A 25,558-nucleotide genomic window follows, 5' to 3' on the forward strand; every position below is an offset into this window, starting at 1 on the left:
GGTAGCGCGCCGCAAACCTGGCAGAACCCAAGCACCCGAGTGCCGCTAAGATAGCTGGACCATATGAAGGGAACTGCCTCATGCCGATCACCGTAGCTGCCTTGCGTGAAGCCGCACCGGGAGAACGCCGCGTCGCGATCACGCCGGAGATGGCCAAGAAGCTGCGTGGCAAGGGTCTGCGCATTCTGCTCGAACATGACGCGGGGCGCGCGGCCGGGTTTCCAGACAGCCTTTATATCGATGTCGAATTTGCCGATGTCGCCGGTGTGCTGGCACAAGCAGACCTGCTGGCCTGCGTGCTGCCGCCGGACGATGCGGTGCTCTCGCAGTTGCGTGAGGGCGTTATCGTGGTCGGTCAGCTGCGGCCATATGGTGCGCCTGAGCGCGTTGCAACGCTGACCGCGCACAAGCTCACGGCGTTTTCGCTGGAGCTGCTGCCGCGCACTACCCGTGCGCAGGCGATGGATGTGCTGAGTTCGCAGGCAGCGGTCGCCGGTTATCGCGCGATGCTGATTGCAGCCGAGTCGTCGCCCAAATTTTTCCCGATGCTGACCACGGCAGCAGGCACCATTCGGCCGTCCAAAGTGCTGGTGATCGGTGCGGGTGTAGCGGGACTGCAGGCGATTGCCACAGCGCGTCGGCTCGGCGCGCAGACGGAGGGCTATGACGTGCGGCCGGAAACCCGTGAGCAGGTCGAATCGCTGGGTGCCAAGTTTCTGGAGCTGGGTGTCAGCGCGGCGGGCAGCGGTGGTTATGCGCGCGAGCTTTCCGCCGAGGAGCGTATCGCGCAGCAGCAGGCGTTGGGTGAGCATCTGAAAACGGTCGATGTGATTGTGAGCACCGCGGCGGTGCCGGGGCGGCCGGCGCCGAAGATTCTCACTGCGGCCATGGTCGACGGCATGAAGCCGGGTGCGCTGATCGTCGATCTCGCTGCCGAAAGCGGTGGCAACTGCGAGCTGACCAGACCGGGCGAGCGGGTTGAGCACGGCGGCGTGGTGATTCTCGGACCGTTGAATCTGTCGGCCGGCGCACCGCTGCATGCGTCGGAAATGTACGCGCGTAACGTCTATAACTTCGTCGAGTTGCTGGTACACGACGGTGCGCTGCAGCCGGATTTCAATGACGAGCTGGTGGCAAAAAGCTGCTTGAGTCACGCCGGCGAAACGCGTTTCGCTGGCTGAAACAACAGACCCTGAAATAGCACGCCGTAAAACCAAAGGCCCCGCACATGGCGGGGCCTTTGGTTGTTAGTGCTCTGGGGTACCAGCGGGCGGCAATCCTTGATGCTCTGACCAATGCATGCGTTGACCGGGTGGTATCGCCTGCCATTGTTGCATCAGCCGATCGCGCTGCTCCGGCGGCAATTCCTGAAAGCGCTCGAACGCGGCGTGCAGTTTTGCGCGCTGCTCCGGTGGCAATTGGCGAAACTGTTGCACGTTGGCCCGTGCCTGTTTGCGCTGGTCGGGCGTCATTTCTTGCCAGTGGGCGATGCGCAGGCGCACTTCATCACGTTTTTCCGGTGGCAGGGTCACCCAGTGTTCGGCTTTTTGCAGCATGTTCTGCTGCCGGCTTGGCGGCAGCGTGTCCCACTTGTCCCGCAGCGGCGACAGCACGTCGCGCTGCGCGGGATTCAGACTGCTCCATGGCCGCGGCGGCGGAGGCGGCAAATTCTGATCTTGTGGCAGCGGTGGAAAATCCTGCGCGTGCAGCGGCGTGGCGATCGGGCCAGCAAGCAGCGCTGCCAGCAGCATCGCAACCCCCAGTGAAAAAAATCGGCCCATGGTTCAGCGATTCACCGGCTGATTGTTCGATGCATTGTTGGCGGCCAGCCAACCGTAGAAATCGAGATTCTGGTAGAGATTGGGGTCGGTCTTTTCCGCATCGGGCGGCAGGTCGTTGTCCACATCCGCGCTCTGATCGGCAGCGTTGATGGCGTGGTTCGTCGGCACGGCCGGACCGCGCGACAGCGGCTGCCAAACCATCAGCATCGCGAAGGCGACAGCAGCGAATGCGCTGCTCGGGATCAACCAGCGGGCAGTGTGGCGCGGTGGCGATTTGGCGGCATCCAGCGCCTGTCGACGCACGGCGCGCAGGCGCCCGGCCGTAACCGGGTCGATGCGCTGGCTGGCCTCGCGAAAAAGCTCGCGGGCACGTTGCGCGATGCGCTCATCGCGTTGATCGGCCTGATCACCGGGTTGATGATCGGATGTCTTGTTGCCAGGCGTAGTCATCGCCAGTCCTCCAGTTGGTCGCGCAGATGATGCATCGCGCGCGACAGATGTGTTTTGACGCTGCCTTCGGAGCAGCCCATGGAACGGGCCGTTTCCGCGACATCCAGACCTTCCAGCATGCGCAACATGAAAGCCTCGCGCTGGCGCTGCGGCAGCTTTTTTACAGCGTCGGCCATGTCCGCGTACGACTGCGAATCGTGCAGCCGGTCGAGCGGGCCGGGGCCGCGATCGGCAGGCTCCCAGACGGGCATCTCGTCGCCTTCGTCATCGCGACCACCGCCGAGCCAGCCCACCACGATCGAACGCACCTTGCGGCGACGCTGCAGATCGACGATGCGTCGGCGCAGGATGCCCCAGAACAGCGGCGGCCACTCGGCGGCAGGCTTTTCACGGTAGTGCTTGACCAGCCGCAGCATGGCGTCCTGCACCGCGTCCATCGCATCCTCGCGATGGCGCAGATTGAGTTCGGCCATGCGGAAGGCGCGCCGTTCGACCTGCGCCAGAAAGGCGTCCAGCGTGGCAGGGGTTTCGCGTGCACTGTCCAGCAGCAGCTCGGCTTCCAAGGTACCGGCCACCGTGCTCATGGCCACTGCGTCCGCATCGTCAGTTGATGCATGCTCAGGCTCCAGCGGTTCGACTCCTGTAATCAACGCAGCAGGCTCGCACGGGTTGACTGGCAACCGTATAGTGTGCGGATAACTAAGTCCTGGCGGGGTGGGGTCATGATCGACGGTTTCCTGGCGCTGTACATCTTCATGCTTGCTGCATTTACCGGCTATGAAATCATCGCGCGGGTGCCGGTGATCCTGCATACGCCACTGATGTCGGGATCCAACTTTGTGCACGGTATTGTGCTGGTTGGGGCCATGATCGCGCTAGGCCATGCCCAGACACCGCTGGAAATGACGATCGGCTTCATTGGTGTGCTGCTTGGCGCGGGTAACGCTGCCGGTGGCTATGTGGTGACGGAGCGGATGCTGGAGATGTTCAAGTCCAGCAAGCCTGACGCGGGCAAATCGGCCATCGGCAAGGAGGCCAAGTGATGATCTGGCTGCCGAGCCTGATCAAGGCCTGTTATTTTCTCGCCGCACTGCTGTTCATCTTGGGTCTCAAGCGCATGAGTTCGCCGCGCACCGCGCGCGGTGGCATCGTATGGGCGGGCTACGGCATGTTGGTGGCGGTGCTGGCCACATTCTTCCTGCCGGACATGCACAACCGCGGATTGATCATCGCGGCGGTAGTGGTCGGGGTAGGCGCCGCGTGGTGGAGCGGTCGGCGTGTGGCGATGACGGCCATGCCGCAGATGGTAGCGCTGTACAACGGCATGGGCGGCGGGGCGGCGGCGGCGATCGGTGCGGTCGAGCTGATCGGCTACGTGCGCAACCTGCTGGCCTCCCACTGTATTCCCGACACTTCGCCACTGCGGCCGGAGGCCTGGGCAATCGACGCACCGCACCCGGTCATCCCGGTAGTGCCGCTGTCGCCGATCGAGCTGACGTTGGGCGTGCTCGGTGCGCTGATCGGTGCGGTGAGTTTCTCCGGCTCGCTGATCGCGTTTTCCAAGCTGCAGGGCTGGCTAGACAGGCGCTTTGTGTTTCCGGCCCAGCGTGCGGTCAACCTCTTGTTGCTGGCCGTGGCGATTGTGGTCGGCATTCTTCTGGTCAGCGGCTACGCCAGCTATCCACTGATCGCCGCATTTTTCGCGCTGGCGCTGCTCTTCGGCCTGATGATGACGCTGCCGATTGGCGGTGCCGACATGCCGGTGGTGATCTCGCTGTACAACGCGTTTACTGGCTTGGCGGTGGCTTTCGAAGGCTTTGTGCTGGGTAACGAGACAATGATCATCGCCGGTACGGTGGTGGGCGCGGCAGGTACGCTGCTGACCCAGCTGATGGCCAAGGCGATGAACCGCTCGATCGGCAACGTGCTGTTCGGCAGCTTCGGTGCTGCCGGTGGCGAAGCGAAGGCCATTGACGGTGCGCAGAAACCCGTCGATGCGGCTGACGCAGCGGTGATGATGGCCTATGCCGAGCGCGTGGTCATCGTGCCCGGTTACGGCATGGCCGTAGCACAGGCGCAGCACAAGGTGTGGGAGTTCGCGCAGCTGCTGATCAAGCGCGGCGTGAAAGTAAAGTTTGCCATCCACCCGGTGGCCGGCCGCATGCCGGGCCACATGAACGTGCTGCTGGCCGAAGCCGGCGTGCCGTACGATCTGATCGCCGACATGGACGAGATCAACCCGGAGTTCCCGGCGACCGACGTGGCGCTGGTGATCGGCGCGAATGACGTGGTCAATCCACTGGCCAAGACCGATCCGGCCTCACCGATCTACGGTATGCCGATTCTCGACGTCAGCAACGCCAGGCACGTGATTGTGGTGAAGCGCGGCAAGGGCACCGGTTTTGCGGGCATCGAGAACGCGCTGTTCTATGCCGATAACACCCGCATGCTTTATGGCGATGGACAGGCGGCGGCGGGCGAGCTGGTGACCGAGTTGAAGTCGTTGGACGCCTGACTATTTCGGCTGTTTCTTGATCGGCAACGGGCGCAGGCCTAGCCAGGTTGCCAGCAGCATGGCCAGCAACGTCCACACCACGTCCGAAGTCGAGAAGCCGATGCGCGCCAGCTGCCAAAGCATGCCGGTGCCGGCGGTAAGCAGGGTATCGACGAAGCCCAAGCCCATACTGCCGGCAATCTGCGCCGCGGCAATCAACATGCTGACGTAGATCGACGCCAGCAAGGTGGCCAGCGCGGCCAGCGCGGCGGCAACATTGCCTGGTTTGCGCACGCTGTTGCGGATGGTCCAGGCCAGGATGGCGGCAATGGGCAACACCAACCATGGCATCGGTTGCCGCTGATAAACCGTCACCACCATCCACAGTGCGCCGGCAGCCAGCCCAAGCATCGCGGCAATGAAGGCGGAAAAGACCAGACTGGCGATGGACCGCACGCTCATCGGCAGCCACGCGGCAAAAAAGGGGTAGGCAAGGGCTGCTGCATTGGGCAGCTTTGGATCGTGCAGTGCGCCATCAAGCATCCATCCATCGGGCAAAGCAGCCATCATAGCGTGGCTGGCCCACGGCCAATTCTTGAGTTCCACGATTTTGGCCTGATCTTTCTGGGGTCAGTTCGCTTCGCGGACGGCATAATAGGCAACCCGACGCGGCGTTCTACGCCGTACTTGGTGATGTTTTCTCGCAGACAGCGTATTTGGCAGGTGGCATGAGCGGTTTCAGTTTGAGCAGCGAACCTTTCACTCTGCAGCGCGACTGCAGCGCGGTGATGGTGCCCCAGGGCGATGTGGTGGAACTTCCGGCCGGCCAGATCGGCTATATCACGCAGGCGCTGGGTGGCAGCTTTACTGTGTATGTCGAAGGAAACCTGTTCCGCATTGCCGGCAAGGAGGCCGATGCGTTGGGCAAGGAGTTGCCGCCACCGATCGAAGTGGCCGCCAACGCCACCGACGCGGATGTGGAAAAAGTCGCGTGGGATCAACTACGTACCGTGTTCGATCCGGAGATCCCGGTGAACGTGGTGGAGCTCGGTCTGGTCTACGATCTCAGCCTGGAACACACCGAATCCGGCGAGCGCAAGGTCTACGTCAAGCTCACGCTCACCGCACCGGGTTGTGGCATGGGCGACATCCTGGTCGACGACGCACGCACCAAGCTGGAGATGATCCCCACGATCATCGAGGCGGATGTTGACCTCGTGTTCGACCCGCCGTGGACGCATTCGATGATGTCCGATGCCGCCAAGCTCGAAACCGGGATGCTTTGAGCGCGCATAGCGGCTAATCAGGCGTAAGTTTTAACGACATGGCGATCTCAGGCTCGCTTCAATTCGCGAAATATCGCGAATTCGCCCAAGGTGCTTCAGGCCCGCAGGCTCGGTTTTCCGTGGTATTTCCGGCTTTCTACTATCTTTAGCCAAATCTGTGAGCTAATCGGTGGTCGTAAGAAATATTCGTATTGCCTACTAATATCGTAAGTAATAACGTCTAATGGTCTGGCTGACGGTCGGTTGATCGATAGATCTGCTCATCAAGTTACCGCCGCCGGTCAGCACCGCGTTTGAAATCGGCCTTGCGTGCCAAGGCCAGGGGACGCGAGCAGAACCCCGGCCTCGCCGGGCAGTCACCGAGTGCGAAGCCGTGCCGCCAGCACGGCGAATTTGAATGGGGTCCTCATGGCCGCATCGGGCGGTCTTGTCCCCAATACATCGTGGAGCTCTCACCCTAATGCTCAACACTTTCCGTTCGAAGCTTATGGTTGCAACGATTGGCATGGTCGCCGCCTCCACGGCTACCGCTGCCACTACTCAAACCCTGCGTGCTCAAAATCTCGGCGCTCAGCCGGTCAGTTCGCTGGCCACACGTCTGAACCTTGGACAGGATATGACGCTAGTGGCACGCGGCGCGGTGCCGCTCGCCAACGGTACGCAGGTTGTCCGTCAGCAGCAGTTCTATCGCGGCGTGCCGGTTTACGGGCGCAGCATCGCCGTGGTGCAGGATGCCAGCGGCAATGCATTGCGTGCCACCGGAGACCTGATGCGGGGCACACCATCCGACCTGATCTCGGCCGTTCCAACGCTGACGCCAGCTGCGGCGCTTGCGGTGTTGAAAGGACATGCACATACCGTAGTGGTTGCCGGCGCATTCATCCAAAATCAGCAGACTGATCTGTTCGTCTATCCGCAGGACAACGGTCCGACGCGGCTGGTCTATCGCGTCTCGTACTTTGTTGATGACGCGAAAAATCCGACCCGGCCCACTGCGATCATCGACGCCAGCACTGGCGAGGTAATCCAGAGCTGGAACGGCCTGACCGACGCCACGGCCAATGGACCCGGTGGCAACACGAAGACCGGTATGTACACCTATGGCACCGAATACGCCGCGCTCAATGTGACGCAGTCGGGTACGACCTGCACGTTGAAAAACACCGACGTGAGTACGTACAACCTCAAAAATGCCACCTCCGGGACCGGCACCCTGGTGAGCTTCATCTGTCCGACCAGCAATACCGATGCCATCAACGGCGCTTACTCGCCGGCCAATGATGCGCATCACTTCGGTAGCGTGGTGCACGACATGTATCAGGGATATACCGGCGGCAACCCGCTGAGCTTTCCGCTGGTGATGAAAGTGCATTACGGCAAAAGCTACGAGAATGCCTTCTGGGACGGGTCGGTGATGAGCTTCGGCGACGGTGCCACCACGTTCTACCCGCTGGTATCGCTCGACGTGACCGGCCACGAGATCAGCCACGGCTACACCGAGCAGCATTCGGCATTGCAGTACACCGGCCAGTCCGGCGGCATGAATGAAGCCTATTCGGATATCGCCGGTGAGGCATCGGAGTATTTCGACCGCGGCAAGAATGATTTTCTGGTCGGCGCCGACATCATTAAGAATGGCACGGCGTTGCGCTATATGTGCAACCCGCCGCAGGATGGCGGCTCGATCGACAACGCCGCCAACTACACGTCCAGTCTTGACGTCCATTACTCCAGCGGCGTCTACAACAAATCGTTCTGCCTGCTGGCCAAGACCTCTGGTTGGGATACCAAGAAAGCGTTCCAGGCCTACGCGCTGGCCAACAAGGTCTACTGGACTGCCACTTCAACCTTCAACTCCGGCGCCTGCGGCGTGGAGTCGGCAGCGACCGATCTGGGTTACAACAAGGATGACGTGATCGCCGCGTTCGCCGGCGTCGACGTGACCTGCCCGGGCACCGGTGGCGGCAGTACTGGCGGTTTGCAGAATGGTGTGGCCGTGACTGGACTTGCCGCCGCCAAGGGTGGTGTCTTGAGTTACACCGTGACCGTGCCTTCAGGCTCCGGCACCCTGACCATCGCCATATCCGGTGGCACCGGAGACGCTGATCTCTACGTAAAGCTGGGTTCGGCACCGACTACCAGCAGCTACGACTGCCGCCCATACAAGACTGGCAATGCCGAAAGTTGTACCTTCAGCGCGCCGTCCGGCACGTACTACATCAATCTCAACGCTTACGCCGCTTTCTCGGGTGTTTCGCTGAAAGCCAGCTGGTAAGTCCTGCCGCGGACAAGGAAGATCCGCAACCCCGAAAGGGATAAATCAAAACGGGCCCGACATTATTCGCCGGGCCCGTTTTGTTGTGTCTCGCACAGACGGCAAGAGTGCTTTCTGCTGCTCGACAGAACAGAGTTGGCTCAGTCCGCTGCTTCCTCGAAGCGATTCGCATCACGATTCTTGCGCACCTTGGCTGGATCCCATATGCGACCATTCATCGCGATGTATACGCCATCGGGCAAGGTCTGCACGGCAGCCACCGCACAACCGATATTGAACACCGCGTCGGAACCCTGGAATCGCGCCGGGTTCAGTGCGCCGGTCAGTACGATCACCTTGCCCTCGATATGCGCCAGCTCGCGGGCAGTCTCCACCATCGTGTCGGTGCCGTGGGTCACCAGCACATGCCGTTGCGCCTGGCCCTCGATCGTCGAGCGCACCAGTACGCGGTCTTCTGCACCCATGTGCAGGCTGTCCTTGCGCAGGATCGGAATCACGTCGAACTGAAACGCCACGCCGAGTTGGGCGAGAATTTCGCCGATCTGCGGTGCGCCGATCTTGTAATCCGACTTGTCGTCGAAATAGATCTTGTCGATGGTGCCGCCGGTGGTGACGATGGTGAGATGCTGCATAGGGATGGGCCAGGGTTGATGACTCGCTTATTTTAGCTGGTGCGGCCAAGTAGTGCTTGTCAACTTTGTTCCTTCAGCTCTTTGGTTTTGATCAGTCGATTGAGACGAAAAGCCTCGCTGTCAGAGCCATAACAAGGGTCAAGCCAGCAACAATTCCGTATCCGCCGCATCCTGCGTACTCAACCGCAATAAACCATGTCCCACAAAACGCCGTAACGCGGCTGCTGGCCTGGCATCGCCCCGCGCGGCTGACCACGTCGCCTGACGCGCCAGCAACGCGGCCGCTGCGCATCGCACCAGCGTAATTGCCAGACCACGCGCGCCAGCTTCCAGCGAGTCACGACTCGCACGCTGAGTGTCCAGAAACGTCGCCGCGTCATCAAGCGCTGCATAAATCGTGTTGATCGAACGCGCATCCTCGCAACCGTCCAGCCATCCATCGACCGCAGTGCGCAGGGAGGCAAAACTGCCGCCAGCCAATGCGCGCAGGCTGTCCAGCGACAATACGTTGGTAGTGCCCTCCCAGATCGAATACACCTGTGCATCGCGCAACAGCTGCGGCAGGCCGGTGTCCTCGATGTAGCCGGCGCCACCGAAGCATTCCAGTACTTCGGAACAGATCTTTACCGCCAGCTTGCCGGTCCAAAGCTTGGCCAGCGGCGTCAGTAGACGCAGCAGCAGCGTTTCGTGTGGAGCGGCGATGTGCTGCTCGACGCGGCCGAGTAGATGCGTTACTTCGAACGTCAGCGCAAAGGCGCCCTCGAACTCCGCCTGCATGTCAGCCAGCGTCTGGGCGTGCAAGGGCTGCTGAATCAATGGACGTCCAAACGATTCGCGGCGCGCCGCGTAATCGCGCGCCAGGCTGATCGCACGCGCCATGCTCGCAATGGCGCACACTGCGTTCCAGGTGCGGGTGACGTTGAGCATCGGCGCGATCTGCCGCACACCGTTGGCCAGTTCACCCAGCGGCCAAGCGGGCAGGCCATCGAGATGAATTTCCGCGGTAGGCAGTTCGTGCGTGCCGAGTTTGTCCTTCAGTCTATCGATGACCAGCTGCGGCTTGCGCTGCGCGCCATCCATCGTCTCGACGAAAAACAACGCCAGTGCACCGGTGCCTTCACCCGCGCCCTCGGGCCGCGCCAGCGCCAGCGCGGCTTCACCGACTACCGCAGAGCTGAACCATTTGCGGCCGTGTAACCGCCACTGGCCATCGGTGTCCCGCCGCGCGATGGTTTCGGTGTTGCCGACGTCGGAACCACCTGCGTTCTCGGTCATCCACTGACCGCTGAGCCAAAAGCTTGATGCTTCACGGCTCAGGAAATGCGGCAGCGCGTGGTCGATCAACGCCTTGTTGCCGGAGGCTTTCAGCGCAGTAGCCGCGCCATCGGTCATCGCCAGCGGGCAGGTGTAGAACTCGCTGGCCACGTGGTACAGATACACGCGGGCAAACTGTTCCAGTCGTGCGTATTCGTGGTTCGCATGGCCGGCTGCAAGCACGGAATGGCGCGTAGTGAGCTGCGGGCCTTCCAGCCAGGCCGTGGTCAACTCGATGCGATCGACTCGACGGCCCCATGCATCCCATTGCGTCAGCACGGGCTTGCGTCGCGTGCTGTTGCCCACACGCTGCCATGCCATCTGTGCGTAATCACCCAAGGCATCGAGATCGGCATCCAGCGCGACCCGCCGATCAGTTGGCAGTGCGCGGTCAAGCAGTGCGCGTAACAAGCGGTCGCTGCGATAAGGGTGAGCCAGTTGCGGGGCATCCTGCAGGAAGGCCATGGCGTTCTCCATCCAGAGTCGAAGTGCCAAAGTATAGGCATGCAAGCAGTTGGCTGGCTGTGCTGGCATCATCGAAGGCAACTTCACTGTGCAGGTAACGATCATGCGATTTTCCGAAGCGATGCAATCTGTCACCCGACACGGCGACAGTTGGCAGGCCACAGTCAGCGAGGACTGGCTGCAGGGGCGCAGCGCCTTCGGCGGAATGCAGGCGGCACTGGCTTTGCGCGCGATGCGCGAACTGGTGAGTGCAGACATACCGCTGCGCAGCCTGCAGACCACCTTTGTAGCGCCGGTGCCGGAAGGTCAAATCACCATTCACGCGCGTTGCCTGCGCGAAGGGCGCAGTGCGGTCCAGATCGAGGCAAGTCTATGCGACGGCGATCAGACCCTGTGCCGGCTGGTCGGCGTGTTCGGTAGCGCGCGACCTTCGGTGCTCAACTTTCAGCCCGAGCAGCCAGCCGTCGAAAGCAAGGTATCGCGCGAGCTGCGCTATGTGGAAGGCCAGATGCCTGCTTTCACGCAGCATTTCCACGCGCGCTGGCTGCGAGGCGACCTGCCCTTCACTGGTGGCCGGCAGCGCGACAGCACGCTACAGATTTCACTGCGCGACGAAGGCGTGCCCGATGAGACACATGTGCTGGCCTTCGCTGATTTCATACCGCCGATCGCACTGGGCATGTTCGACAAGCCCACGCCGGGCAGTTCGCTCACCTGGATGATCGAGTTGCTGCGCGACCGCTACGATGAGCTCGGTCTCGACGACTGGCGCGTCGACGCCGAGCTCATCGCCGCCCGCGACGGCTATACCAATCAAGGCGTGATGCTATGGGGACCACGCGGCGAACCAGTGGCGTTGAGCAGGCAGAGCATGGTTGTGTTTGGATGAAAGACTGGGGACTTTCCGCGTGTCGCCTGTCCCGTTGTAGGCTCACGCTCATACGAATCTGAGCGTATCGAGTATTTCATGTCCTCATACCCGCCATCTGCCATGTCTCGCTTCACATCACTGGCCGGCCTGAGTCGCTGGCGAATCGCCGGGATTGTGTTTGTATTCCTGTGGTTTTTCCTGGGCGGCATCGCGCATTTTGCGGCCATCCAAACGGAAATGCGGATCGTGCCACCTTACATTCCGTGGCCACGAGCGGCGGTGCTGGTGAGTGGTGTGTTCGAGTTGCTGGGTGCTGCCGGGTTGCTTTGGGGCAGGACGCGCCGCGCGGCGGGTATTGGCCTGTTCATCCTGACGTTGGCGGTGACGCCAGCACATATCTACATGCTGCAGTATCCGGAGTTGTTTGGCGTTCCGTACTGGGCGCTGATTTTGCGCCTGCCGATGCAGGCCGCGCTGCTTGCACTGATTGCGTGGAGTACGGCGACGCCCAAGACACGTAATGGCAGGTAGTCTCGATAGTGTTGAATCGGCATCATCGCCACGGGTTGCTGTGCCATGGGTCGACTCGCTACTCGATGCCACCTTCGTGATTTGCCAAGCCAAAGCCAGAGGTTCCCGCCTTGATTTCAGATATTGACGTAGTGCTTCGACTGTTGACCGCCGCCGTGCTGGGTTCGGTGATCGGTGTCAATCGCGGTCGGCTCGAGTGGGCGGCGGGGCTGCGCACTCATATGCTGGTCAGCGTGGGCGCTGCCTTGGCGGTGATTGTTTCCGCTTACGGATTCAGCCACGCAATCGAACAGGATCACGTGGTACTGGACCCTTCCCGCATCGCCGCACAGGTGATCAGCGGCATCGGCTTTCTGGGTGCGGGTACGATCTTGTTTCTGCAGAAAGAACAGGTGATCAAGGGGCTGACCACGGCGGCGAGTCTTTGGGCAGTGGCCGCTGTTGGCCTGGCTGCCGGCACCGGCCTTTATTTTCCCGCTGTTTTCGCGACTGCCATTCTATGGGTCATCCTTGCCCTGCTGAAGCCGATCGAGCGACGATTTGTTCGGCCTCGCCGAAAGTACACGTCGATACAGGTAGCAGTGACGCAAGGCTCGGCGCTCTCGGCGGTCGAAGCGGTACTCGCAAGCTTTCATACGCCGGTGGATCACATGCTGTTGCGCCGGGATGCCGACGGTCAGGATCGGGTGATCATCCGTTTCGCTGCGGATTTTCCGGCCGACAAGCTGGCCGCCATCGCGGATGCGTGTCGCGAGATTGAAGGCGCTGAGGCCGTGTCATTTACTACGGCGGGCAAAGTAACGCCGTAGTTTTGTACTGGTCAACGCCTGAAGCCATCACGCACTTTTGTCCCACCGCCTGACACATTGCCGTGATACGTATGAGTGAACACATGGAGATGGTGATGACTGAACCGGTGACGGTACCGACTGCTGAAGGTGTGCGGCGATACCCGCGTACGGAGGGCTATTTTCCCGAGCTGCCGGCGATTGAGCTGTTTCCCGATCTGGACAAGCCGTGCACCTGCACCCCGGCATGCCGGTCGCGTTGCGGCGGCGAGTGCGGTTGCGCGGCGTGCCACATGCAGTTCTCGGTCTGGCGCGAAGAGCGCGGTGTGCCGGCGATTCGACCAACGGAGCCAGATCACGAGGTGCAGCTCAAACGGTATCGCGGTGAAGTGCGCTAAACGAAGGCTGCATGCCGGACTAGGGCGATCTTGCATTCGGCGTCACATTCATTGACCGTATGGTCGGTCTTTCCGCAACAGCTTCATTCAAAGAACATTGACTTGAAGAGGAAATCTCATGAAAGCACGTTGGCTTGTTTTGGCAGGCGCCCTTGTTCTCGTTGGTTGTGGCAAAGATCATCAGGGCAGCGAGACGTACGATGTGTCGATCCTGCGTGAGACTCAGTGCGTGGCCGCGTCCGAACGCTTTCAACTTTATGACCAAGCCAAAAAGCACACCGAGCATGCGAACGCCGCAGAAGACGAGCGCTTCGACAAGACCAAGCTGCGCAGTGATCTGGGTTTGAAACTTAAAGAGGCGCGAATCTCGATGATTTCCCAGGACAAGTCCTACAACGCCGAATACCTGAAAAACCGCTGCAACACGGAAATGTCGCAAGACCAGTTCAACGCCGCTGAATAAGTTATTCGATCGTTTCACAAGTCGTCAGGATTTTCATGAAAGCTCTTGTTTGCAACGCATTCGGTCCGATCGAAGATCTGAAAGTTGAAGATGTTGAATCGCCGTCCGCTGGCCCCGGGCAAGTGGTGGTTGCCATCAAGGCGGCGGCGCTCAATTTCCCTGATGCGTTGATCGTGCAGGGGTTGTATCAGGTCAAGCCGGCGTTGCCGTTTTCGCCAGGCGCCGAGTTTGCGGGTGTAGTGAAAACCGTGGGCGAAGGAGTCAGTCACCTGAAAGTCGGTGAGCGCGTGATGGCGTTGGTGCCGCACGGCGGGCTGGCTGAAGAATGCGCGGTGGACGCGCGCGGCGTGATTCCGTTGCCCGATGACATGGATTACGCCACCGGTTCGGCGCTGCTGTTGACTTACTGCACGTCGTTGCACGCGCTGAAGGACGTGGCGAAGCTTGCAGCGGGCGAAACGTTACTGGTGCTCGGCGCATCCGGCGGTGTCGGCATTGCGGCGATCGAGATCGGCAAGTTGATGGGCGCGCGCGTGATCGCTGCGGCATCGAGCGAGGAAAAGCTCGCGCTGTGCCGAGAGCACGGTGCCGATGAAACGATCGACTACGTGCGTGACGATCTGCGCGAGCGCGTGGATGCGCTGACCGAAAAACGTGGTGTCGATGTGGTCTATGACGCAGTCGGCGGTGCTTACAGCGAGGCTGCGCTGCGAGCGACCAGCTGGGGTGGACGCCTGCTGGTCGTTGGATTCGCGACAGGCGAGATTCCGCGGATACCGTTGAATCTCGCCTTGCTCAAGGAGCGCGAGATTCTGGGCGTCTACTGGGGTGACTGGGCCAAACGTAACCCCAAGCTTCAGCAAGCTCATCTATTGCAGTTGCTGGACTGGTTTCGCAATCAACAGATTGCCCCGCCGGTGACCGAACAACTGCCGCTGGCTGGCGCTGTCGATGCACTGCAACGCATTGCAAAACGTCAGGTGCGCGGCAAGGTCGTGGTGTTGGTCGATAAGTAGGCAACGGCGCTCGGTGGGACGAAGTGCTGGATGGTCTCGGCTGAGGTAGTGCGAGCCGCTCCTTCGCCCACCCAGGACGTGCCCGTGGCAGCTATTCACCTGCCATCCGTCCGGAAGTCATGCAGCGTGTTACTCGCTTGCCGTTTACGACTGTGTCGTTGCAAGCGACAGCGTGCTGGCCCGACGTTTTGATCATGAGTCTAGGTAAAAGCCGCGTTTCCATGCATATTGGCCCCATTAAACGGGACCGATAGCTGTCGAATGACCAACCAGCGTGTTGGTTTTGGGGCAATAGCGAGCAACGTGATTACTCGAGCGACGCGATTACCGAAGGTTGCTTTGGTATTACTACTTTTGAGCAATTCATGGATAACCGATCTCCCATTGATCGCGACATTGCACTGATCTCACGATCGGACGCGGTACCCACGATATTGGAAGTGGTGGCGCGTACAACTGGCATGCGCTTTACCGCGGTGGCGCGAGTCACCGATACCCAGTGGACTGCCTGCGCCGTCTACGACCGCATCGAGTTTGGTCTGAAGCCCGGTGGCGAACTGGTGCTCGAGTCCACCATCTGCAACGAAATTCGTGGGCATCATCAGCCAGTGCTGTTTGGGAGCGCCAGCGAGCACGCGCTTTTTTCGAACCATCCGACACCCAAGTTGTACGGATTCGAAAGCTATATCTCGATTCCTATTTTTCTTTCGGACGAAAGCTTTTTCGGGACGTTGTGCGCGATCGACCCTGCACCCGCGAAGCTCGATGATCCCGAACTTCTCAAGACGCTCCAGCTTTTCACCCAGTTGATTGCCGCGCAGTACGAGACCGAGCAGCGCAGGGATGCTGCCGAGCTGGCATTGGTTGATGCGCAGTCGACCGCGCGACTACGCGATCAGTTTGTTGCTGTGCTGGGTCATGATCTTCGCAATCCCGTGCAGTCGATCAGCATGGGTGCCGATATGCTGGAGCGCGATCTGCCCGACGGACGCGAGCGGCGTGTCGCAAAGCATATCCAGCGCAGCTGCCAGCGCATGTCGGAGTTGATCAACAACGTGATGGATTTTGCACGCGGCAGGCTGGGTGAAGGTATCTCGGTTTCACTTGAACGTAGCCACGATCTTGCCGGCGATCTGGAGCATGTCGTATCGGAAATCCAGCGCGTGCATCCCGATCGAAAGATCGAAGTCACCATGTCGCTGGATCGAACCTTTCGCTGCGATCGCCGTCGCATCGCCCAGTTGCTCGGCAACCTGCTTTCCAACGCGATAACCCACGGATCGGACAAGGCGCCAGTGCGCGTTTTCATGACCAGCACGGAGTCCGCCTTCGAGCTTGCGGTGGAAAATGCGGGCAAGCCGATCGAGGGGGACAAGATCGAACGTTTCTTCCAGCCGTTTACGCGAGGCACATCCGCCTCACCACGACCTGGTCTGGGGCTCGGCCTGTACATCGCTGCGGAGATCGCGAAAGCGCATGGCGGCACGCTGCAGGCTGCCTCGGATGCTTCAGCAACGCGATTCGCTTTTCACATGCCGCTCGACTGCGACGAGACGAGCCAGCCTGGGCTCACAAGTGTGGGTGCCTGATTGTAGGTTGAGCTGAGCAAAGCGATGCCCAACCTGCTGATGCTATCAACGTTGGAATTTACAAGCTTCCCGCCTCCACGGCATCAACGCAACGACGACCTCTCGGGTTGATCCGGACGTCGCCGTACACCGGCACCCAGGGTACCTATCAATAACAGGGTGAGCGCTACTTCGATCAGTGCCAGCCAACGTTCGCCGGCTGAACTCCACGCTTCGGCAACGCCGTGACAGAAATAGAATAGGCTGAGGATGCCGACCCAGAGCAGGGCACGTCGCGTATTGCGAATGGCCAGCAGCGGCAACAGCAGCGGCACGACCGTGATGGCGAGCATCAGCCACACTGGAACGGTTTGCGCCGGTACCAGCCACGCATGCCAGACGAACTGCAGCAGCACCAGCATGGCCCAGGCAAACAGTCCCCAGCGTTGCTCGGCAGGCAGGTGCGAACTCATGCGCTGGCCGCCAGCTTGCGGGCGGTGTCGGCGAGCCGTCGGCCCAGGGCCCGGGCCAGGTCGCGTTCGTGATCGCTGATCGGGTTGTCTCCCTTGCCGCCGGTGACGTGGCTGGCGCCGTAGGGCGTGCCACCTGTTTGGGTGCTGCTGAGTGCGGCTTCGGTATAAGGCAGGCCAAGCAGCAGCATGCCGTGGTGTAGCAGCGGCAGCGCCATGGTCAGCAGGGTGGATTCCTGACCGCCATGCATGCTGCTGGTGGAGGTGAACAGCGCGGCCGGCTTGCCGACCAGCGTGCCGTTGGCCCATTCGGCGCCTGTGCTATCGAGAAAGTATTTCAGCGGCGCGGCCATGTTGCCGAAGCGCGTGGGGCTGCCCATGGCCAAACCGATGCATTCAAGCAAGTCCCGCTTCTCCACGTAGGGCGCACCGTCTTCCGGCTCAGGCGGCTGTGCGGTTTCGGTGACCGGTGCGACGGGCGGCACCTGGCGCAGGCGCGCACGTATGCCGGGTACCTCTTCGATACCGCGCGCGATAAGTCGCGCGAGCTGTGCCGTATGGCCGGTTCGGCTGTAGTAGAGAACGAGGATGTCGTGGTTCATGCAGTGATCCTTAGTGCCTGTTTACGATCTCCACGTGGCCCGCGCCGGGAGCGGTTTGCGCGCAGGCCAAGGAAGAAGGAGGGAGTGTACGTCGGTACACGACCGAGTGATGACGCAGGCATGGGTGCAAACCGACCCGGCCCGAGGGTTGAGTCGTGGCGGCCGCCAGGCGGCAGCGCGCGGCTTGACCTGACGCCAGTCAGGCGCTGGCCACACACCACCACCGGACGGCCGCCACGGCACAACGCGGGCTACGTGGAGATCGCAAACAGGCTCTTAGGTGCACGTGATGGGCTGGTGCGTTGAGGCTTTCACGGGCGATACGCTAGTGTACCTACCGATACCGACGACGATGGCTGCTTTCAAGCGCCGCTAAATTCGAGAGAGCCGATGGCCTTGCGTTTCAACCGCAACCGCGTTGTACATTTCAGCCGCTTTCTGTGGCAACGGTTTCTCGACGACAAATGTTTCGAGACCGCGGGTGCGCTGTCCTACACCACGCTGGTGTCGCTGGTACCGCTGACGGTGGCGGTGTTCGCGATGTTTTCGGCGTTTCCGGTGTTCGAGGGTGCTCGCGCCACGCTGGTCGATTTTGTGTTCGACAACTTTGTGCCGGCGGCCGGTGAAACGGTGCAGAACGCGATACAAGGCTTTGCCAGCAACGCCAGCAAGCTGACCGGCATCAGTATTCTGGTAATGCTGTTCAGCGCGTTGTCGATGATGATCAGCATCGAGGATCGCCTCAACCAGATCTGGCGCGTGCACCGGGCGCGCGCCTGGGGTTCGCGGTTGTTGCTGTACTGGGCGGCGTTGACGCTGGGGCCGATTCTGATCGTTGGCGGCATCGCGGTGACCTCCTACGTGACGGCGCTGCCCTTGTTGCAAGGCGCGGCGACCCAGATGACCGGCATCGGTCATAGCCTGCTCAGCGTGCTGCCCTTCCTGGTGACCTTTCTCACACTGTGGCTGCTGTATGCGGTGGTGCCCAACTGCAAGGTATCCCGGCGCGATGCCCTGATTGGTGCGACGCTCGGCGCGATATTGTTCGAGATCGTGCGCTGGGGGTTCACCATGTTCGTGCGGCATGCGCAGACGTATCAGCAGATCTACGGTGCGCTGGCGGCGATTCCGATTTTCCTGCTGTGGATTTATCTGTCGTGGGTGATCGTGATTCTGTCCGCGTCGATTGCGGCATCGGTTTCGGCGTTCGATTTCCATGCGCCGAAAGAGCGTCTGCCCGCGGGCGCCGAGTTTCTCGGTCTGCTGGTGGTGCTGGGGCATTTCATCAGCGCACAGCGCAGCGGTGACACGGTGGATCAGGCCACGGTACGGTTGTGTGAACCGTATTTGCACCGCGGCACGATCGCTGACTATTTTTTCGAACTGGAACAGGCCGACCTGATCAAGCAAAGCGAGCTGGGTAGCTGGCTGCTGTGCCGAAGCCTGGATAGCACCGACCTGCTGCGTGTATACGAACATTCCCGCTATCGTTTGCCGTTGAATCCGGTAGAAGAGGCAGCGGAGTTGGGTATCGAACTACCATCGCCGCTACTCGCCCTGCTGGCCGCGCTGGCTGACGAAGTGGCGACTACATTGGCTACCCGACTCAACACCGTTTATCCCCCGGACGCGAATCGCGCGGCCGATACCAAGGAACTCTCTGCATGACTTTGTTGCTGCGTAAATTGAAATTTGCCGCGATTGCTTTGATAGTGGTCGCTGCCATTCCGGCACATGCCGACATGCCTGCGCGGCCGACGCTGAAAGTTGCCACGCTGGACGGTAAGACGTTCGATCTTGCTGCCGAGCGCGGCAAGTGGGTCATCGTCAACTACTGGGCAACCTGGTGTGTGCCGTGCATCAAGGAGATGCCGGATATCTCCAACTTTGTCGCAGCCCACAAGAACGTCGCCGCTATCGGACTTGCTTTCGACGACAGCGAGCCGGCCGATATCAAGGCGTTCGTGGCCCAGCATCCGGTGGTCTATCCAATTGCGCAGGTCACGCTCGATAAACCGGTGAAAGACTTCGACGAGCCGCGTGGCCTGCCGACGACCTGGCTGATCAGTCCGGATGGAAAGGTGGCCAAGCGCTTCGTGGGCCCGGTGACTCCGGCGCTGCTGAAGGCGGCGATTGGCGGCAAGTAATGCCGGCGGCGAAGTTTCTCGTCAGCGGAAGGGTGCAAGGCGTGTTCTATCGGGCCAGCACCCGCGAGCAGGCTTCAAGTCTGGGCCTGTCCGGCTATGCGAAAAATCTGCTGAGTGGCGACGTCGAAGTGCTGGTTGTCGGCGATGTCGCCGCTATGGATGCGTTGGAGCAATGGTTGAATCGCGGTCCGCCGGCAGCGAGGGTCGAGTCGGTGAGTCGCGAAAATGTGCCCGAGGATGATGTGGTCGAAAGGCACGGGCAGGGATTCCATATCTGCTAGCTCTTGCTTGCGGCCGATGCACCATTAAAACGTATCGGGTACCCACACCGCCTTGTCGGTAAGCTGTTCATGCGCGGGCTGGCTCTTGAGCGCGGACAGTTTTACCTCGGCAATCGGTTCATCGTCGAACTGCAGTTGTTGCAGCAGATGCCGGATCAGATTCACGCGGCCGCGTTTCTGGTCGTTGAAGTCGACCACGAACCATGGTGCATGTTTGGCATCGGTGCGCTTGATCATGGTGTCGCGAAGTTTGCCGATCTCGGTATATTTCTGGCGTGCCGCCATATCCACCGGCGACAGCTTCCATCGTTTCAACGGATTTTCGGCGCGCTGGCTGAAGCGCTCTTCCTGCTCCTCCTGGTCCACTGCCAGCCAGTACTTCAGCAGGATGATGCCATCGTCGGTCAGCAGCTTTTCGAACGTGGGCACGGCGTCGAGAAAATCCTTGTACTCATCCTTGCTGCAAAAACCCATCGCTGGCTCCACCACGGCACGGTTGTACCAGCTGCGATCGAACAGCACGAATTCGCCGGCGCTCGGCAGATGGGCGATGTAACGCTGGAAATACCATTGCGTAGATTCGTGCTCGCTTGGCTTGGACAGCGCGGCGATGCGGTAGCTTCGCGTATCCAGACTCTCGGTGATGGCCTTGATCGTGCCGCCCTTGCCGGCGGCGTCGCGCCCTTCAAAGATCACCACCAGCCGTTTGCCGCTGCGCCGTAGTCCATGCTGTAGACGGATCAACTCCAGCTGCAGTTCTTTCATGGCTTTTCGGTAGTGGTGTTTGGCGTGCTTGCCCATGCGAATTCCGGAAGTCTATTGAATATCGATATCGGCGGCCGGCCGACCGATCCGTCGACGCGCCACCATGGCCTGTAACGCGCGACGGAAATCCGATGCATAGCCGACCATGTCGAACAGCTTGCCGTGCTTGCGTTGATGCGCCAGATGATGCCGCAACAGCTGCAAGGCTTCGTGATTGCTGCCCAGGCTCACCGCCAGCGCGACGAAGCTGGCTTCGTCCTCGGTCACCAGTTCGGGAAGGCCGGCATGCTGAAGCAGGCTTGTCGCCACGCGACCGGCAAACGTTTCGCCGGCAAAGGTAAGTACTGGGCAGCCGGCCCAGAGCGCATCGGATGCAGTGGTGTGCGCGTTGTAGGGGAGGGTGTCGAGAAACAGGTCGACGTGTTCGTATTGAGCGAGGTATTCCGCATGCGGGAGCTTGGCCATGAAGATCAGCCGTTCGGCGGCGATACCAGCCTGCACGGCGTGCTCGCGCAGGCGCTGATCGGCATTTTCCGGGCCGCTCAACAACCACAGCACGCTGTCGGGTGTCTGATCCAGAATGCCGAGAAAACGATTGAACGCCTGCGGGTTGATTTTGTAGCTGGCGTTGAAGCAGGCGAACACTGTGCCTCGTGCCGGCAGGCCGCATTTCTCCCGCGACGGTGCCTTTGGAATTTTCCGACTGGGGTCGTTGGGTTGAAAACAGCGCGGCAGGCGAACCACCTTTTCGCTGACAGTGGCGCGCAGACTATCCGGCTGTACAACGGCATCGGCCAGCATATAGTCCATCCATGGCGCACCGGACGTGCCGGGATAGCCCAGCCAATTAACTTGTATCGGTGCCGGACGCAACGCAAACAGCTTGGCGTTGGAGCCGCTGGAGAAAACAGTCAAGTCGATCAGCAGTTCGATCCGATCGGCATGGATGCGCTGGGCTAGCGGTGCCTCGCTGAGGCCGCTGACGTCATCCACATGACAGACCGCTTCAAGCCGAGCGCGGATGGCACCGTCATCGTTGGGCGCGGTGGCATAAAGGTGCAGCTCCAATTCGCTACCCGCGAGTGCTTCCAGCATGGCGACGATCAGCAACCCAGTGGCGTGTTCGCCGAATCCGTTGGAGACGAAGCCAACCCGTATCGGCGTTTTGGGTGCCGGCATCGAGTGCGCAAAGGCGAGCTGCCGACGGAGCGGCGCCATCTGCGTGTCGATGGCCGCGGCGAACGTTTCAGCGCAGTGGCGCTGCTCACCGGCCGAAGCATCTTCTGCCAGAAAACCGAAGGGCGTGATGCCTGCCATGCCTTCCGCCACGGCCACACGCAGTTGCGCGCTTAGGGTTTCAAGCTCTCTCCACTGGCAGAGCCGGCGCAGGGTAAATACGCGCTGGCTGAGCGCGGCGCCGTGACCGGCATTGCGTTCCAGTGCACGCGCATAGGCCATCTGGGCTTCATCGAAACGCGCGAGGTCATCCAGCATCATGCCGGCGTGATAGGGATGTTCGCTTTGTGCCGGTTCCAGTTCTTCAGCGCACAGGTAGGCCTGCAGTGCTTCGGCAGACTGGCCGCGTACGCGATGGGTATGCCCCAACATGGCGTACGCGGGTCCCATTCCCGGCGCGATCTGCAGCGCCTCCTGGGCATGAATGGCGGATTGTTCGGGGTGATCGATCGCCAGTTCGGCGGCAGCGACGTTGAGGCGCAGACCCGGGTGACTGGGTGCACCATAGGTCGCCATGGCGTAGGAATCGCGTGCCTGTGCATACCTGGCGGCGGCCATCAGCGCGTTGCCGAGCGTCAGCAGGATGATCGGGTGACCTGGCATGAGGCGCAGCGCTGCGCGCATGCGTTCGATCGCCTCATCGGCACGACCGTCGGCAACTTCCAGGCTGGCCAGATTGCACTGCACCTCAAGGCTGTCGGGGGTGAGCTTTTCGGCCTTGTATAGGAGGCGCAATGCTTCGTCGCGTCGATCGAGCTGATGCAGCGTGATGGCGTAGATGCGCAGCAGTTCGGCCGAGTCCGAGAAGCGCTTCAAGGCTTCTTCGGCCAGCGGCACGGCGTCGGTAAACGCACGAGCTTCGAGTAGCGAGGTCAGACGCGCCAGGTAGCCGTCGAGTTCGGATTGAAAGAGATCAGTCATTTGCTCACGCTAACGTATGGTCGTAGGGACGCCAAGCACGGGTTTCACGAGGGTCTGGTATCAGCCGCCGCTCAGCGATTTCAATTCGTCGGCCTGGTGCTCTCGGGTCAGGGTGTCGACCAGTTCGGCCAGGTCGCCCTGCATGATTTCGGTGAGGCGATAAAGATTGAGTCCGATCCGGTGATCGGTCACCAGATTGTCCTTGTAGCGGTAGGTGCGAATACGCTGGCTGCGGTCACCCGTACCCACCTGCAATCGCCGTGACTCGGCCTGAGCGGCGCTCTGCTTGTTGCGCTCGGCATCGAGCAGACGCGCCTTCAAAAGGCTCATCGCGCGGGCGCGGTTTTTGTGCTGGCTGCGCTCTTCCTGGCATTCCACGACAGTGCCCGTGGGGATGTGCGTGATGCGGATGGCCGAGTCGGTCTTGTTGACGTGCTGGCCACCGGCACCGGAAGCGCGGAAGGTGTCGGTTTTCAGATCGGCCGGGTTGATGACGATGTCGTCGATCTCATCCAGCTCGGGCAGCACGGCCACGGTGGCGGTGGAGGTATGTACGCGACCCTGCGATTCCGTCGTCGGCACGCGCTTGACGCAGTGCGTACCGGATTCGAATTTCAGTTTTGAATACGCGCCAGCGCCTTCGACGCGGGCGACGACTTCCTTGTAGCCGCCATGCTCGCCGGCGTGTTCGTTGAGAATTTCCACATGCCAGCGTCGGCTCTCGGCGTAGCGCAGATACATGCGCAACAGGTCGCCGGCGAAGATCGCGGCCTCGTCGCCGCCGGCACCAGCGCGTACTTCGAGATAGAGGTTGGCTTCGTCGCGCGGATCTTTCGGCAGCAACAGCAACTGCAGTTCGCTGTCCAGATCGAGCAGCCGCTGCTCCAGCCGTTGCATGTCGTCGGCGGCCATGTCGCGCAGTTCGGGATCATCGAGCATCCCGCGCGTTTCGGTCAGTTCATGCTCGGCCTGGTCGTGCTCACGCAGTGAGGTGGCGACCGGTTCGAGCTGGGCATATTCCTGCGACAGTATGCGGAAACGCGTGTTGTCGGCCAGCACATCGGGCTGGCTGAGCAGCAGTCCAATTTCCTCATGGCGCTCGGCCAGTGCTTCGAGCTTGCGGCGGATCGATGGAGTCATGAGCGTGAACGGATCCCGATGAGGAATAAATCCCAAAAAAGGGACAAATGGCGAGAGACGAGAGGCGAGTAAGGGCGTGAGCGCCAGTACTGCGTGGAGAATCATTCGACAAGCGGCAGCAAGCCGCCCTCGCTATTTATCCCTTTTTAGGGACTCGTCCCCTTCCAGGGACTTATCCAGCGCTTGGGAGCTGTTCCTCGTCTGTGTCTCATCGAGCCCGTAAAGTCGGCCGGCCGCATGCAGCAGATCGAGATCGCCACTCAGGGCCGCTTCGCGCAGGCGTGCGCTGGGGTGGTGCAGCAGCTTGTTGGTCAGCGTGTTGGCAAGGAATGCCAACGCTTCATCAGCCGACTTGCCTCGCGCAAGCATGGTGCGGGCCTTGTCCAGCACTTCATCGCGGTAGACCTCGGCGTGCTGGCGCATGTCGAGTGCGGGATTCTTCAGGGTCAGCGCGCGCCGCCAGGCCATGTAGCGATCGACCTGCAGGTCAATGATCGTGGCGGCTTCGTGCGCGGCGGCTTCGCGCGAGCGGCGGTTGTCGTCGATCACCTGTCGCAGGTCATCGATGCCATAAAGATAGACGTCTGGCAGTTCGCCGACACCGGCTTCGATATCGCGTGGTACCGCGATATCCACCATGAACATCGGCTTGCGCCGGCGCGTGGCCATCGCCTTCTCGACCATGGCGCGGGTCAGTATCGGCTGCCGTGCGGCGGTGGAGGAGATCACGATGTCGACCTCGGCCAGATGCTGCGGCAGATCGGCCAGTGCGATCGCGTAGCCACCATAGCGGCCGGCCAGCTCTTGCGCGGCTTCCAGCGTACGGTTGGCGACGATCAGCCGACGGGCCTTTTTCTCGGCCAGATGCTTGGCGGCCAGTTCAATGGTGTCGCCGGCACCGATCAGCAGCACGCAGGCATCGGACAGATCCGAAAACACCTGCTCGGCCAGCCGTACCGCGGTAAACGCAACCGACACCGTGAACGCGCCGATGCGCGTGTCCGTGCGCACCCGCTTGGCGACCGCGAACGTGTGCTGCAGCAATCGATCCAGTGGTGCACGCAATGACTGTGCTTCGCGGGCCTGCTGGTAGGCATCCTTCACCTGACCGAGGATCTGCGGTTCGCCGAGTACCATCGAGTCCAGTCCGGTGGCGACGCGGAACATGTGACGTACGGCATCCTGTTCATCGTGCCGATAGAGGAACTCGTCCAGCTTGCCGGGAGTCAGATGATGATGACGACTCAACCACGCTTGCGGAATGCTTTCTGCGCCTGCTGCCACGCCGACGTAAAGCTCGGTGCGGTTGCAGGTGGAAAGAATCATGGCTTCTTCCACGCCGGGTTCACGCGTCAGCTCGAGCAGCGCCTCGTTGGCGTCGTCGGGATCGAACGCCACCTGCTCGCGCAGGCTGACCGGCGCGGTGAGATGGTTGAGTCCGAGGGCGATCAGCGGCATGAGGGTGACAAGATCTCGACAGTGGGTATCAGCACGTCGTCTTCAGCGGCGTAGGCTAAGCTTGCTGCAGTGTGCGTACGGTGCCGTTGTCGGCAATAGCTTACGGGCTATGGCTGAACCGGGCCAACGACAGGCAAATGTTTGGAGAGTGATGTGCGGAGCAGGTTGACCAAGTTCAAGCAACTGCGTCATTTTACGGTACTGAC

At 61.0% G+C, this 25,558-nt stretch carries 27 protein-coding genes; 15 read left to right on the plus strand and 12 right to left on the minus strand.

Annotated features, from left to right (window positions below):
• Positions 1-80 precede the first annotated feature (80 nt).
• A complete protein-coding gene (locus tag HDE79_RS05715; protein ID WP_184600897.1) occupies positions 81-1,181 on the plus strand; it encodes an NAD(P) transhydrogenase subunit alpha in 1,101 nt (366 codons plus the stop codon).
• Between the two features lie 66 nt (positions 1,182-1,247).
• Here HDE79_RS05715 and HDE79_RS05720 read toward each other — a convergent pair whose 3' ends face one another.
• From HDE79_RS05720 to HDE79_RS05730, 3 genes are read right to left on the minus strand one after another with little or no spacing between them, the layout of a single operon-like run.
• Positions 1,248-1,781 carry a DUF3106 domain-containing protein gene (locus tag HDE79_RS05720; RefSeq protein ID WP_184600898.1) on the minus strand — a complete coding sequence of 178 codons (534 nt, stop codon included), beginning with the start codon at positions 1,779-1,781 and terminating at the stop codon, positions 1,248-1,250.
• Positions 1,782-1,784: 3 nt separating this feature from the next.
• Positions 1,785-2,231, minus strand: coding sequence for a DUF3619 family protein (locus tag HDE79_RS05725; RefSeq protein ID WP_184600899.1), 447 nt, complete (start codon positions 2,229-2,231; stop codon positions 1,785-1,787).
• Positions 2,228-2,815 carry an RNA polymerase sigma factor gene (locus HDE79_RS05730; protein WP_184600900.1) on the minus strand — a complete coding sequence of 196 codons (588 nt, stop codon included), beginning with the start codon at positions 2,813-2,815 and terminating at the stop codon, positions 2,228-2,230. The genes HDE79_RS05725 and HDE79_RS05730 overlap by 4 nt, the downstream gene beginning before the upstream one ends.
• Positions 2,816-2,953: 138 nt before the next feature.
• Here HDE79_RS05730 and HDE79_RS05735 point away from each other — a divergent pair, with 138 nt between their 5' ends.
• On the plus strand, positions 2,954-3,274 hold the full coding sequence (locus HDE79_RS05735) for an NAD(P) transhydrogenase subunit alpha (protein ID WP_184600901.1): 321 nt from the start codon (positions 2,954-2,956) through the stop codon (positions 3,272-3,274).
• Positions 3,274-4,746 carry an NAD(P)(+) transhydrogenase (Re/Si-specific) subunit beta gene (locus HDE79_RS05740; RefSeq protein ID WP_184600902.1) on the plus strand — a complete coding sequence of 491 codons (1,473 nt, stop codon included), beginning with the start codon at positions 3,274-3,276 and terminating at the stop codon, positions 4,744-4,746. The genes HDE79_RS05735 and HDE79_RS05740 overlap by 1 nt, the downstream gene beginning before the upstream one ends.
• Here the strand turns inward: HDE79_RS05740 and HDE79_RS05745 are convergent, their stop codons facing one another.
• A complete protein-coding gene (locus tag HDE79_RS05745; protein ID WP_255488256.1) occupies positions 4,747-5,331 on the minus strand; it encodes a hypothetical protein in 585 nt (194 codons plus the stop codon). It abuts the gene before it with no gap.
• 122 nt (positions 5,332-5,453) lie between these two features.
• On the opposite strand from HDE79_RS05745, the gene sufT reads away from it, so the two are divergent.
• Entirely contained in the window at positions 5,454-6,011 is a 558-nt protein-coding gene (sufT, locus tag HDE79_RS05750; protein ID WP_184600903.1) for a putative Fe-S cluster assembly protein SufT, read from the plus strand.
• 460 nt (positions 6,012-6,471) lie between these two features.
• On the plus strand, positions 6,472-8,286 hold the full coding sequence (locus HDE79_RS05755; protein ID WP_184600904.1) for a M4 family metallopeptidase: 1,815 nt from the start codon (positions 6,472-6,474) through the stop codon (positions 8,284-8,286).
• Between the two features lie 140 nt (positions 8,287-8,426).
• Here the strand turns inward: HDE79_RS05755 and HDE79_RS05760 are convergent, their stop codons facing one another.
• Both HDE79_RS05760 and HDE79_RS05765 read right to left on the minus strand, forming a co-directional pair.
• Positions 8,427-8,918: an asparaginase domain-containing protein gene (locus HDE79_RS05760; protein ID WP_184600905.1), complete on the minus strand. Its 492-nt coding sequence runs from the start codon at positions 8,916-8,918 to the stop codon at positions 8,427-8,429.
• A gap of 138 nt (positions 8,919-9,056) precedes the next feature.
• Positions 9,057-10,697: an acyl-CoA dehydrogenase family protein gene (locus HDE79_RS05765; protein ID WP_184601142.1), complete on the minus strand. Its 1,641-nt coding sequence runs from the start codon at positions 10,695-10,697 to the stop codon at positions 9,057-9,059.
• A gap of 103 nt (positions 10,698-10,800) precedes the next feature.
• Between HDE79_RS05765 and HDE79_RS05770 the strand changes: the two genes are divergently transcribed.
• The 7 genes from HDE79_RS05770 (at position 10,801) to HDE79_RS05800 (ending at position 16,353) form a co-directional block, all read left to right on the plus strand.
• Entirely contained in the window at positions 10,801-11,586 is a 786-nt protein-coding gene (locus HDE79_RS05770; RefSeq protein ID WP_184600906.1) for a thioesterase family protein, read from the plus strand.
• A gap of 102 nt (positions 11,587-11,688) precedes the next feature.
• On the plus strand, positions 11,689-12,099 hold the full coding sequence (locus HDE79_RS05775) for a hypothetical protein (protein WP_221440014.1): 411 nt from the start codon (positions 11,689-11,691) through the stop codon (positions 12,097-12,099).
• A 110-nt stretch (positions 12,100-12,209) separates the two neighbouring features.
• Positions 12,210-12,908 carry an MgtC/SapB family protein gene (locus HDE79_RS05780; protein ID WP_184600907.1) on the plus strand — a complete coding sequence of 233 codons (699 nt, stop codon included), beginning with the start codon at positions 12,210-12,212 and terminating at the stop codon, positions 12,906-12,908.
• Between the two features lie 95 nt (positions 12,909-13,003).
• Positions 13,004-13,285 (plus strand): hypothetical protein, encoded by a 282-nt coding sequence (locus HDE79_RS05785; protein ID WP_184600908.1) that lies wholly within the window; start codon positions 13,004-13,006, stop codon positions 13,283-13,285.
• Between the two features lie 118 nt (positions 13,286-13,403).
• A complete protein-coding gene (locus tag HDE79_RS05790) occupies positions 13,404-13,748 on the plus strand; it encodes a hypothetical protein (RefSeq protein WP_184600909.1) in 345 nt (114 codons plus the stop codon).
• 35 nt (positions 13,749-13,783) lie between these two features.
• The gene (locus HDE79_RS05795; protein WP_184600910.1) at positions 13,784-14,764 is read left to right on the plus strand and encodes an NADPH:quinone oxidoreductase family protein; all 981 of its coding nucleotides are present in this window, start codon (positions 13,784-13,786) and stop codon (positions 14,762-14,764) included.
• Between the two features lie 365 nt (positions 14,765-15,129).
• Positions 15,130-16,353, plus strand: a complete 1,224-nt coding sequence (locus HDE79_RS05800) for a GAF domain-containing sensor histidine kinase (RefSeq protein ID WP_184600911.1) — start codon at positions 15,130-15,132, stop codon at positions 16,351-16,353.
• Between the two features lie 83 nt (positions 16,354-16,436).
• On the opposite strand, the gene HDE79_RS05805 is transcribed toward HDE79_RS05800, so the two are convergent.
• Positions 16,437-16,805: a DUF2069 domain-containing protein gene (locus HDE79_RS05805; protein WP_184600912.1), complete on the minus strand. Its 369-nt coding sequence runs from the start codon at positions 16,803-16,805 to the stop codon at positions 16,437-16,439.
• On the minus strand, positions 16,802-17,404 hold the full coding sequence (gene wrbA / locus HDE79_RS05810) for an NAD(P)H:quinone oxidoreductase (protein WP_184600913.1): 603 nt from the start codon (positions 17,402-17,404) through the stop codon (positions 16,802-16,804). The genes HDE79_RS05805 and wrbA overlap by 4 nt, the downstream gene beginning before the upstream one ends.
• A 390-nt stretch (positions 17,405-17,794) precedes the next feature.
• Here wrbA and HDE79_RS05815 point away from each other — a divergent pair, with 390 nt between their 5' ends.
• From HDE79_RS05815 to HDE79_RS05825, 3 genes are read left to right on the plus strand one after another with little or no spacing between them, the layout of a single operon-like run.
• Positions 17,795-19,072, plus strand: a complete 1,278-nt coding sequence (locus HDE79_RS05815; protein ID WP_184600914.1) for a YihY family inner membrane protein — start codon at positions 17,795-17,797, stop codon at positions 19,070-19,072.
• The gene (locus HDE79_RS05820; RefSeq protein ID WP_184600915.1) at positions 19,069-19,551 is read left to right on the plus strand and encodes a TlpA disulfide reductase family protein; all 483 of its coding nucleotides are present in this window, start codon (positions 19,069-19,071) and stop codon (positions 19,549-19,551) included. Before HDE79_RS05815 ends, HDE79_RS05820 begins: the two co-directional genes overlap by 4 nt.
• The gene (locus tag HDE79_RS05825) at positions 19,551-19,832 is read left to right on the plus strand and encodes an acylphosphatase (protein WP_184600916.1); all 282 of its coding nucleotides are present in this window, start codon (positions 19,551-19,553) and stop codon (positions 19,830-19,832) included. The genes HDE79_RS05820 and HDE79_RS05825 overlap by 1 nt, the downstream gene beginning before the upstream one ends.
• A gap of 24 nt (positions 19,833-19,856) precedes the next feature.
• On the opposite strand, the gene ppk2 is transcribed toward HDE79_RS05825, so the two are convergent.
• The 4 genes from ppk2 to hemA form a co-directional block, all read right to left on the minus strand.
• On the minus strand, positions 19,857-20,633 hold the full coding sequence (gene ppk2 / locus HDE79_RS05830; protein WP_184600917.1) for a polyphosphate kinase 2: 777 nt from the start codon (positions 20,631-20,633) through the stop codon (positions 19,857-19,859).
• A gap of 15 nt (positions 20,634-20,648) precedes the next feature.
• Complete coding sequence (locus tag HDE79_RS05835) at positions 20,649-22,754, minus strand: tetratricopeptide repeat protein (protein ID WP_184600918.1); 2,106 nt, start codon at positions 22,752-22,754, stop codon at positions 20,649-20,651.
• Between the two features lie 60 nt (positions 22,755-22,814).
• Complete coding sequence (gene prfA, locus HDE79_RS05840; RefSeq protein ID WP_184600919.1) at positions 22,815-23,894, minus strand: peptide chain release factor 1; 1,080 nt, start codon at positions 23,892-23,894, stop codon at positions 22,815-22,817.
• A 132-nt stretch (positions 23,895-24,026) separates the two neighbouring features.
• Positions 24,027-25,352 (minus strand): glutamyl-tRNA reductase, encoded by a 1,326-nt coding sequence (hemA, locus tag HDE79_RS05845; protein WP_184600920.1) that lies wholly within the window; start codon positions 25,350-25,352, stop codon positions 24,027-24,029.
• Positions 25,353-25,558 lie beyond the last annotated feature (206 nt).

It is taken from the genome of Rhodanobacter sp. MP1X3, from assembly GCF_014207165.1.
In the GTDB taxonomy this organism is placed as follows: Bacteria; Pseudomonadota; Gammaproteobacteria; order Xanthomonadales; family Rhodanobacteraceae; genus Rhodanobacter.

Bases quoted from the DNA above. Each gene is read 5' to 3' on its own strand.
- HDE79_RS05795 (WP_184600910.1), top strand. From the start codon at position 13,784: ATGAAAGCTCTTGTTTGCAACGCATTCGGTCCGATCGAAGATCTGAAA.
- ppk2 (WP_184600917.1), bottom strand. From the start codon at position 20,633: ATGGGCAAGCACGCCAAACACCACTACCGAAAAGCCATGAAAGAACTG.
- HDE79_RS05790 (WP_184600909.1), top strand. From the start codon at position 13,404: ATGAAAGCACGTTGGCTTGTTTTGGCAGGCGCCCTTGTTCTCGTTGGT.
- HDE79_RS05835 (WP_184600918.1), bottom strand. From the start codon at position 22,754: ATGACTGATCTCTTTCAATCCGAACTCGACGGCTACCTGGCGCGTCTG.
- HDE79_RS05730 (WP_184600900.1), bottom strand. From the start codon at position 2,815: ATGAGCACGGTGGCCGGTACCTTGGAAGCCGAGCTGCTGCTGGACAGT.
- HDE79_RS05820 (WP_184600915.1), top strand. From the start codon at position 19,069: ATGACTTTGTTGCTGCGTAAATTGAAATTTGCCGCGATTGCTTTGATA.
- HDE79_RS05720 (WP_184600898.1), bottom strand. From the start codon at position 1,781: ATGGGCCGATTTTTTTCACTGGGGGTTGCGATGCTGCTGGCAGCGCTG.
- HDE79_RS05825 (WP_184600916.1), top strand. From the start codon at position 19,551: ATGCCGGCGGCGAAGTTTCTCGTCAGCGGAAGGGTGCAAGGCGTGTTC.
- HDE79_RS05815 (WP_184600914.1), top strand. From the start codon at position 17,795: ATGGCCTTGCGTTTCAACCGCAACCGCGTTGTACATTTCAGCCGCTTT.
- HDE79_RS05715 (WP_184600897.1), top strand. From the start codon at position 81: ATGCCGATCACCGTAGCTGCCTTGCGTGAAGCCGCACCGGGAGAACGC.
- HDE79_RS05785 (WP_184600908.1), top strand. From the start codon at position 13,004: ATGACTGAACCGGTGACGGTACCGACTGCTGAAGGTGTGCGGCGATAC.
- HDE79_RS05735 (WP_184600901.1), top strand. From the start codon at position 2,954: ATGATCGACGGTTTCCTGGCGCTGTACATCTTCATGCTTGCTGCATTT.
- wrbA (WP_184600913.1), bottom strand. From the start codon at position 17,404: ATGAACCACGACATCCTCGTTCTCTACTACAGCCGAACCGGCCATACG.
- HDE79_RS05725 (WP_184600899.1), bottom strand. From the start codon at position 2,231: ATGACTACGCCTGGCAACAAGACATCCGATCATCAACCCGGTGATCAG.
- HDE79_RS05765 (WP_184601142.1), bottom strand. From the start codon at position 10,697: ATGGCCTTCCTGCAGGATGCCCCGCAACTGGCTCACCCTTATCGCAGC.
- hemA (WP_184600920.1), bottom strand. From the start codon at position 25,352: ATGCCGCTGATCGCCCTCGGACTCAACCATCTCACCGCGCCGGTCAGC.
- prfA (WP_184600919.1), bottom strand. From the start codon at position 23,894: ATGACTCCATCGATCCGCCGCAAGCTCGAAGCACTGGCCGAGCGCCAT.
- HDE79_RS05800 (WP_184600911.1), top strand. From the start codon at position 15,130: ATGGATAACCGATCTCCCATTGATCGCGACATTGCACTGATCTCACGA.
- HDE79_RS05760 (WP_184600905.1), bottom strand. From the start codon at position 8,918: ATGCAGCATCTCACCATCGTCACCACCGGCGGCACCATCGACAAGATC.
- sufT (WP_184600903.1), top strand. From the start codon at position 5,454: ATGAGCGGTTTCAGTTTGAGCAGCGAACCTTTCACTCTGCAGCGCGAC.
- HDE79_RS05775 (WP_221440014.1), top strand. From the start codon at position 11,689: ATGTCTCGCTTCACATCACTGGCCGGCCTGAGTCGCTGGCGAATCGCC.
- HDE79_RS05805 (WP_184600912.1), bottom strand. From the start codon at position 16,805: ATGAGTTCGCACCTGCCTGCCGAGCAACGCTGGGGACTGTTTGCCTGG.
- HDE79_RS05740 (WP_184600902.1), top strand. From the start codon at position 3,274: ATGATCTGGCTGCCGAGCCTGATCAAGGCCTGTTATTTTCTCGCCGCA.
- HDE79_RS05770 (WP_184600906.1), top strand. From the start codon at position 10,801: ATGCGATTTTCCGAAGCGATGCAATCTGTCACCCGACACGGCGACAGT.
- HDE79_RS05755 (WP_184600904.1), top strand. From the start codon at position 6,472: ATGCTCAACACTTTCCGTTCGAAGCTTATGGTTGCAACGATTGGCATG.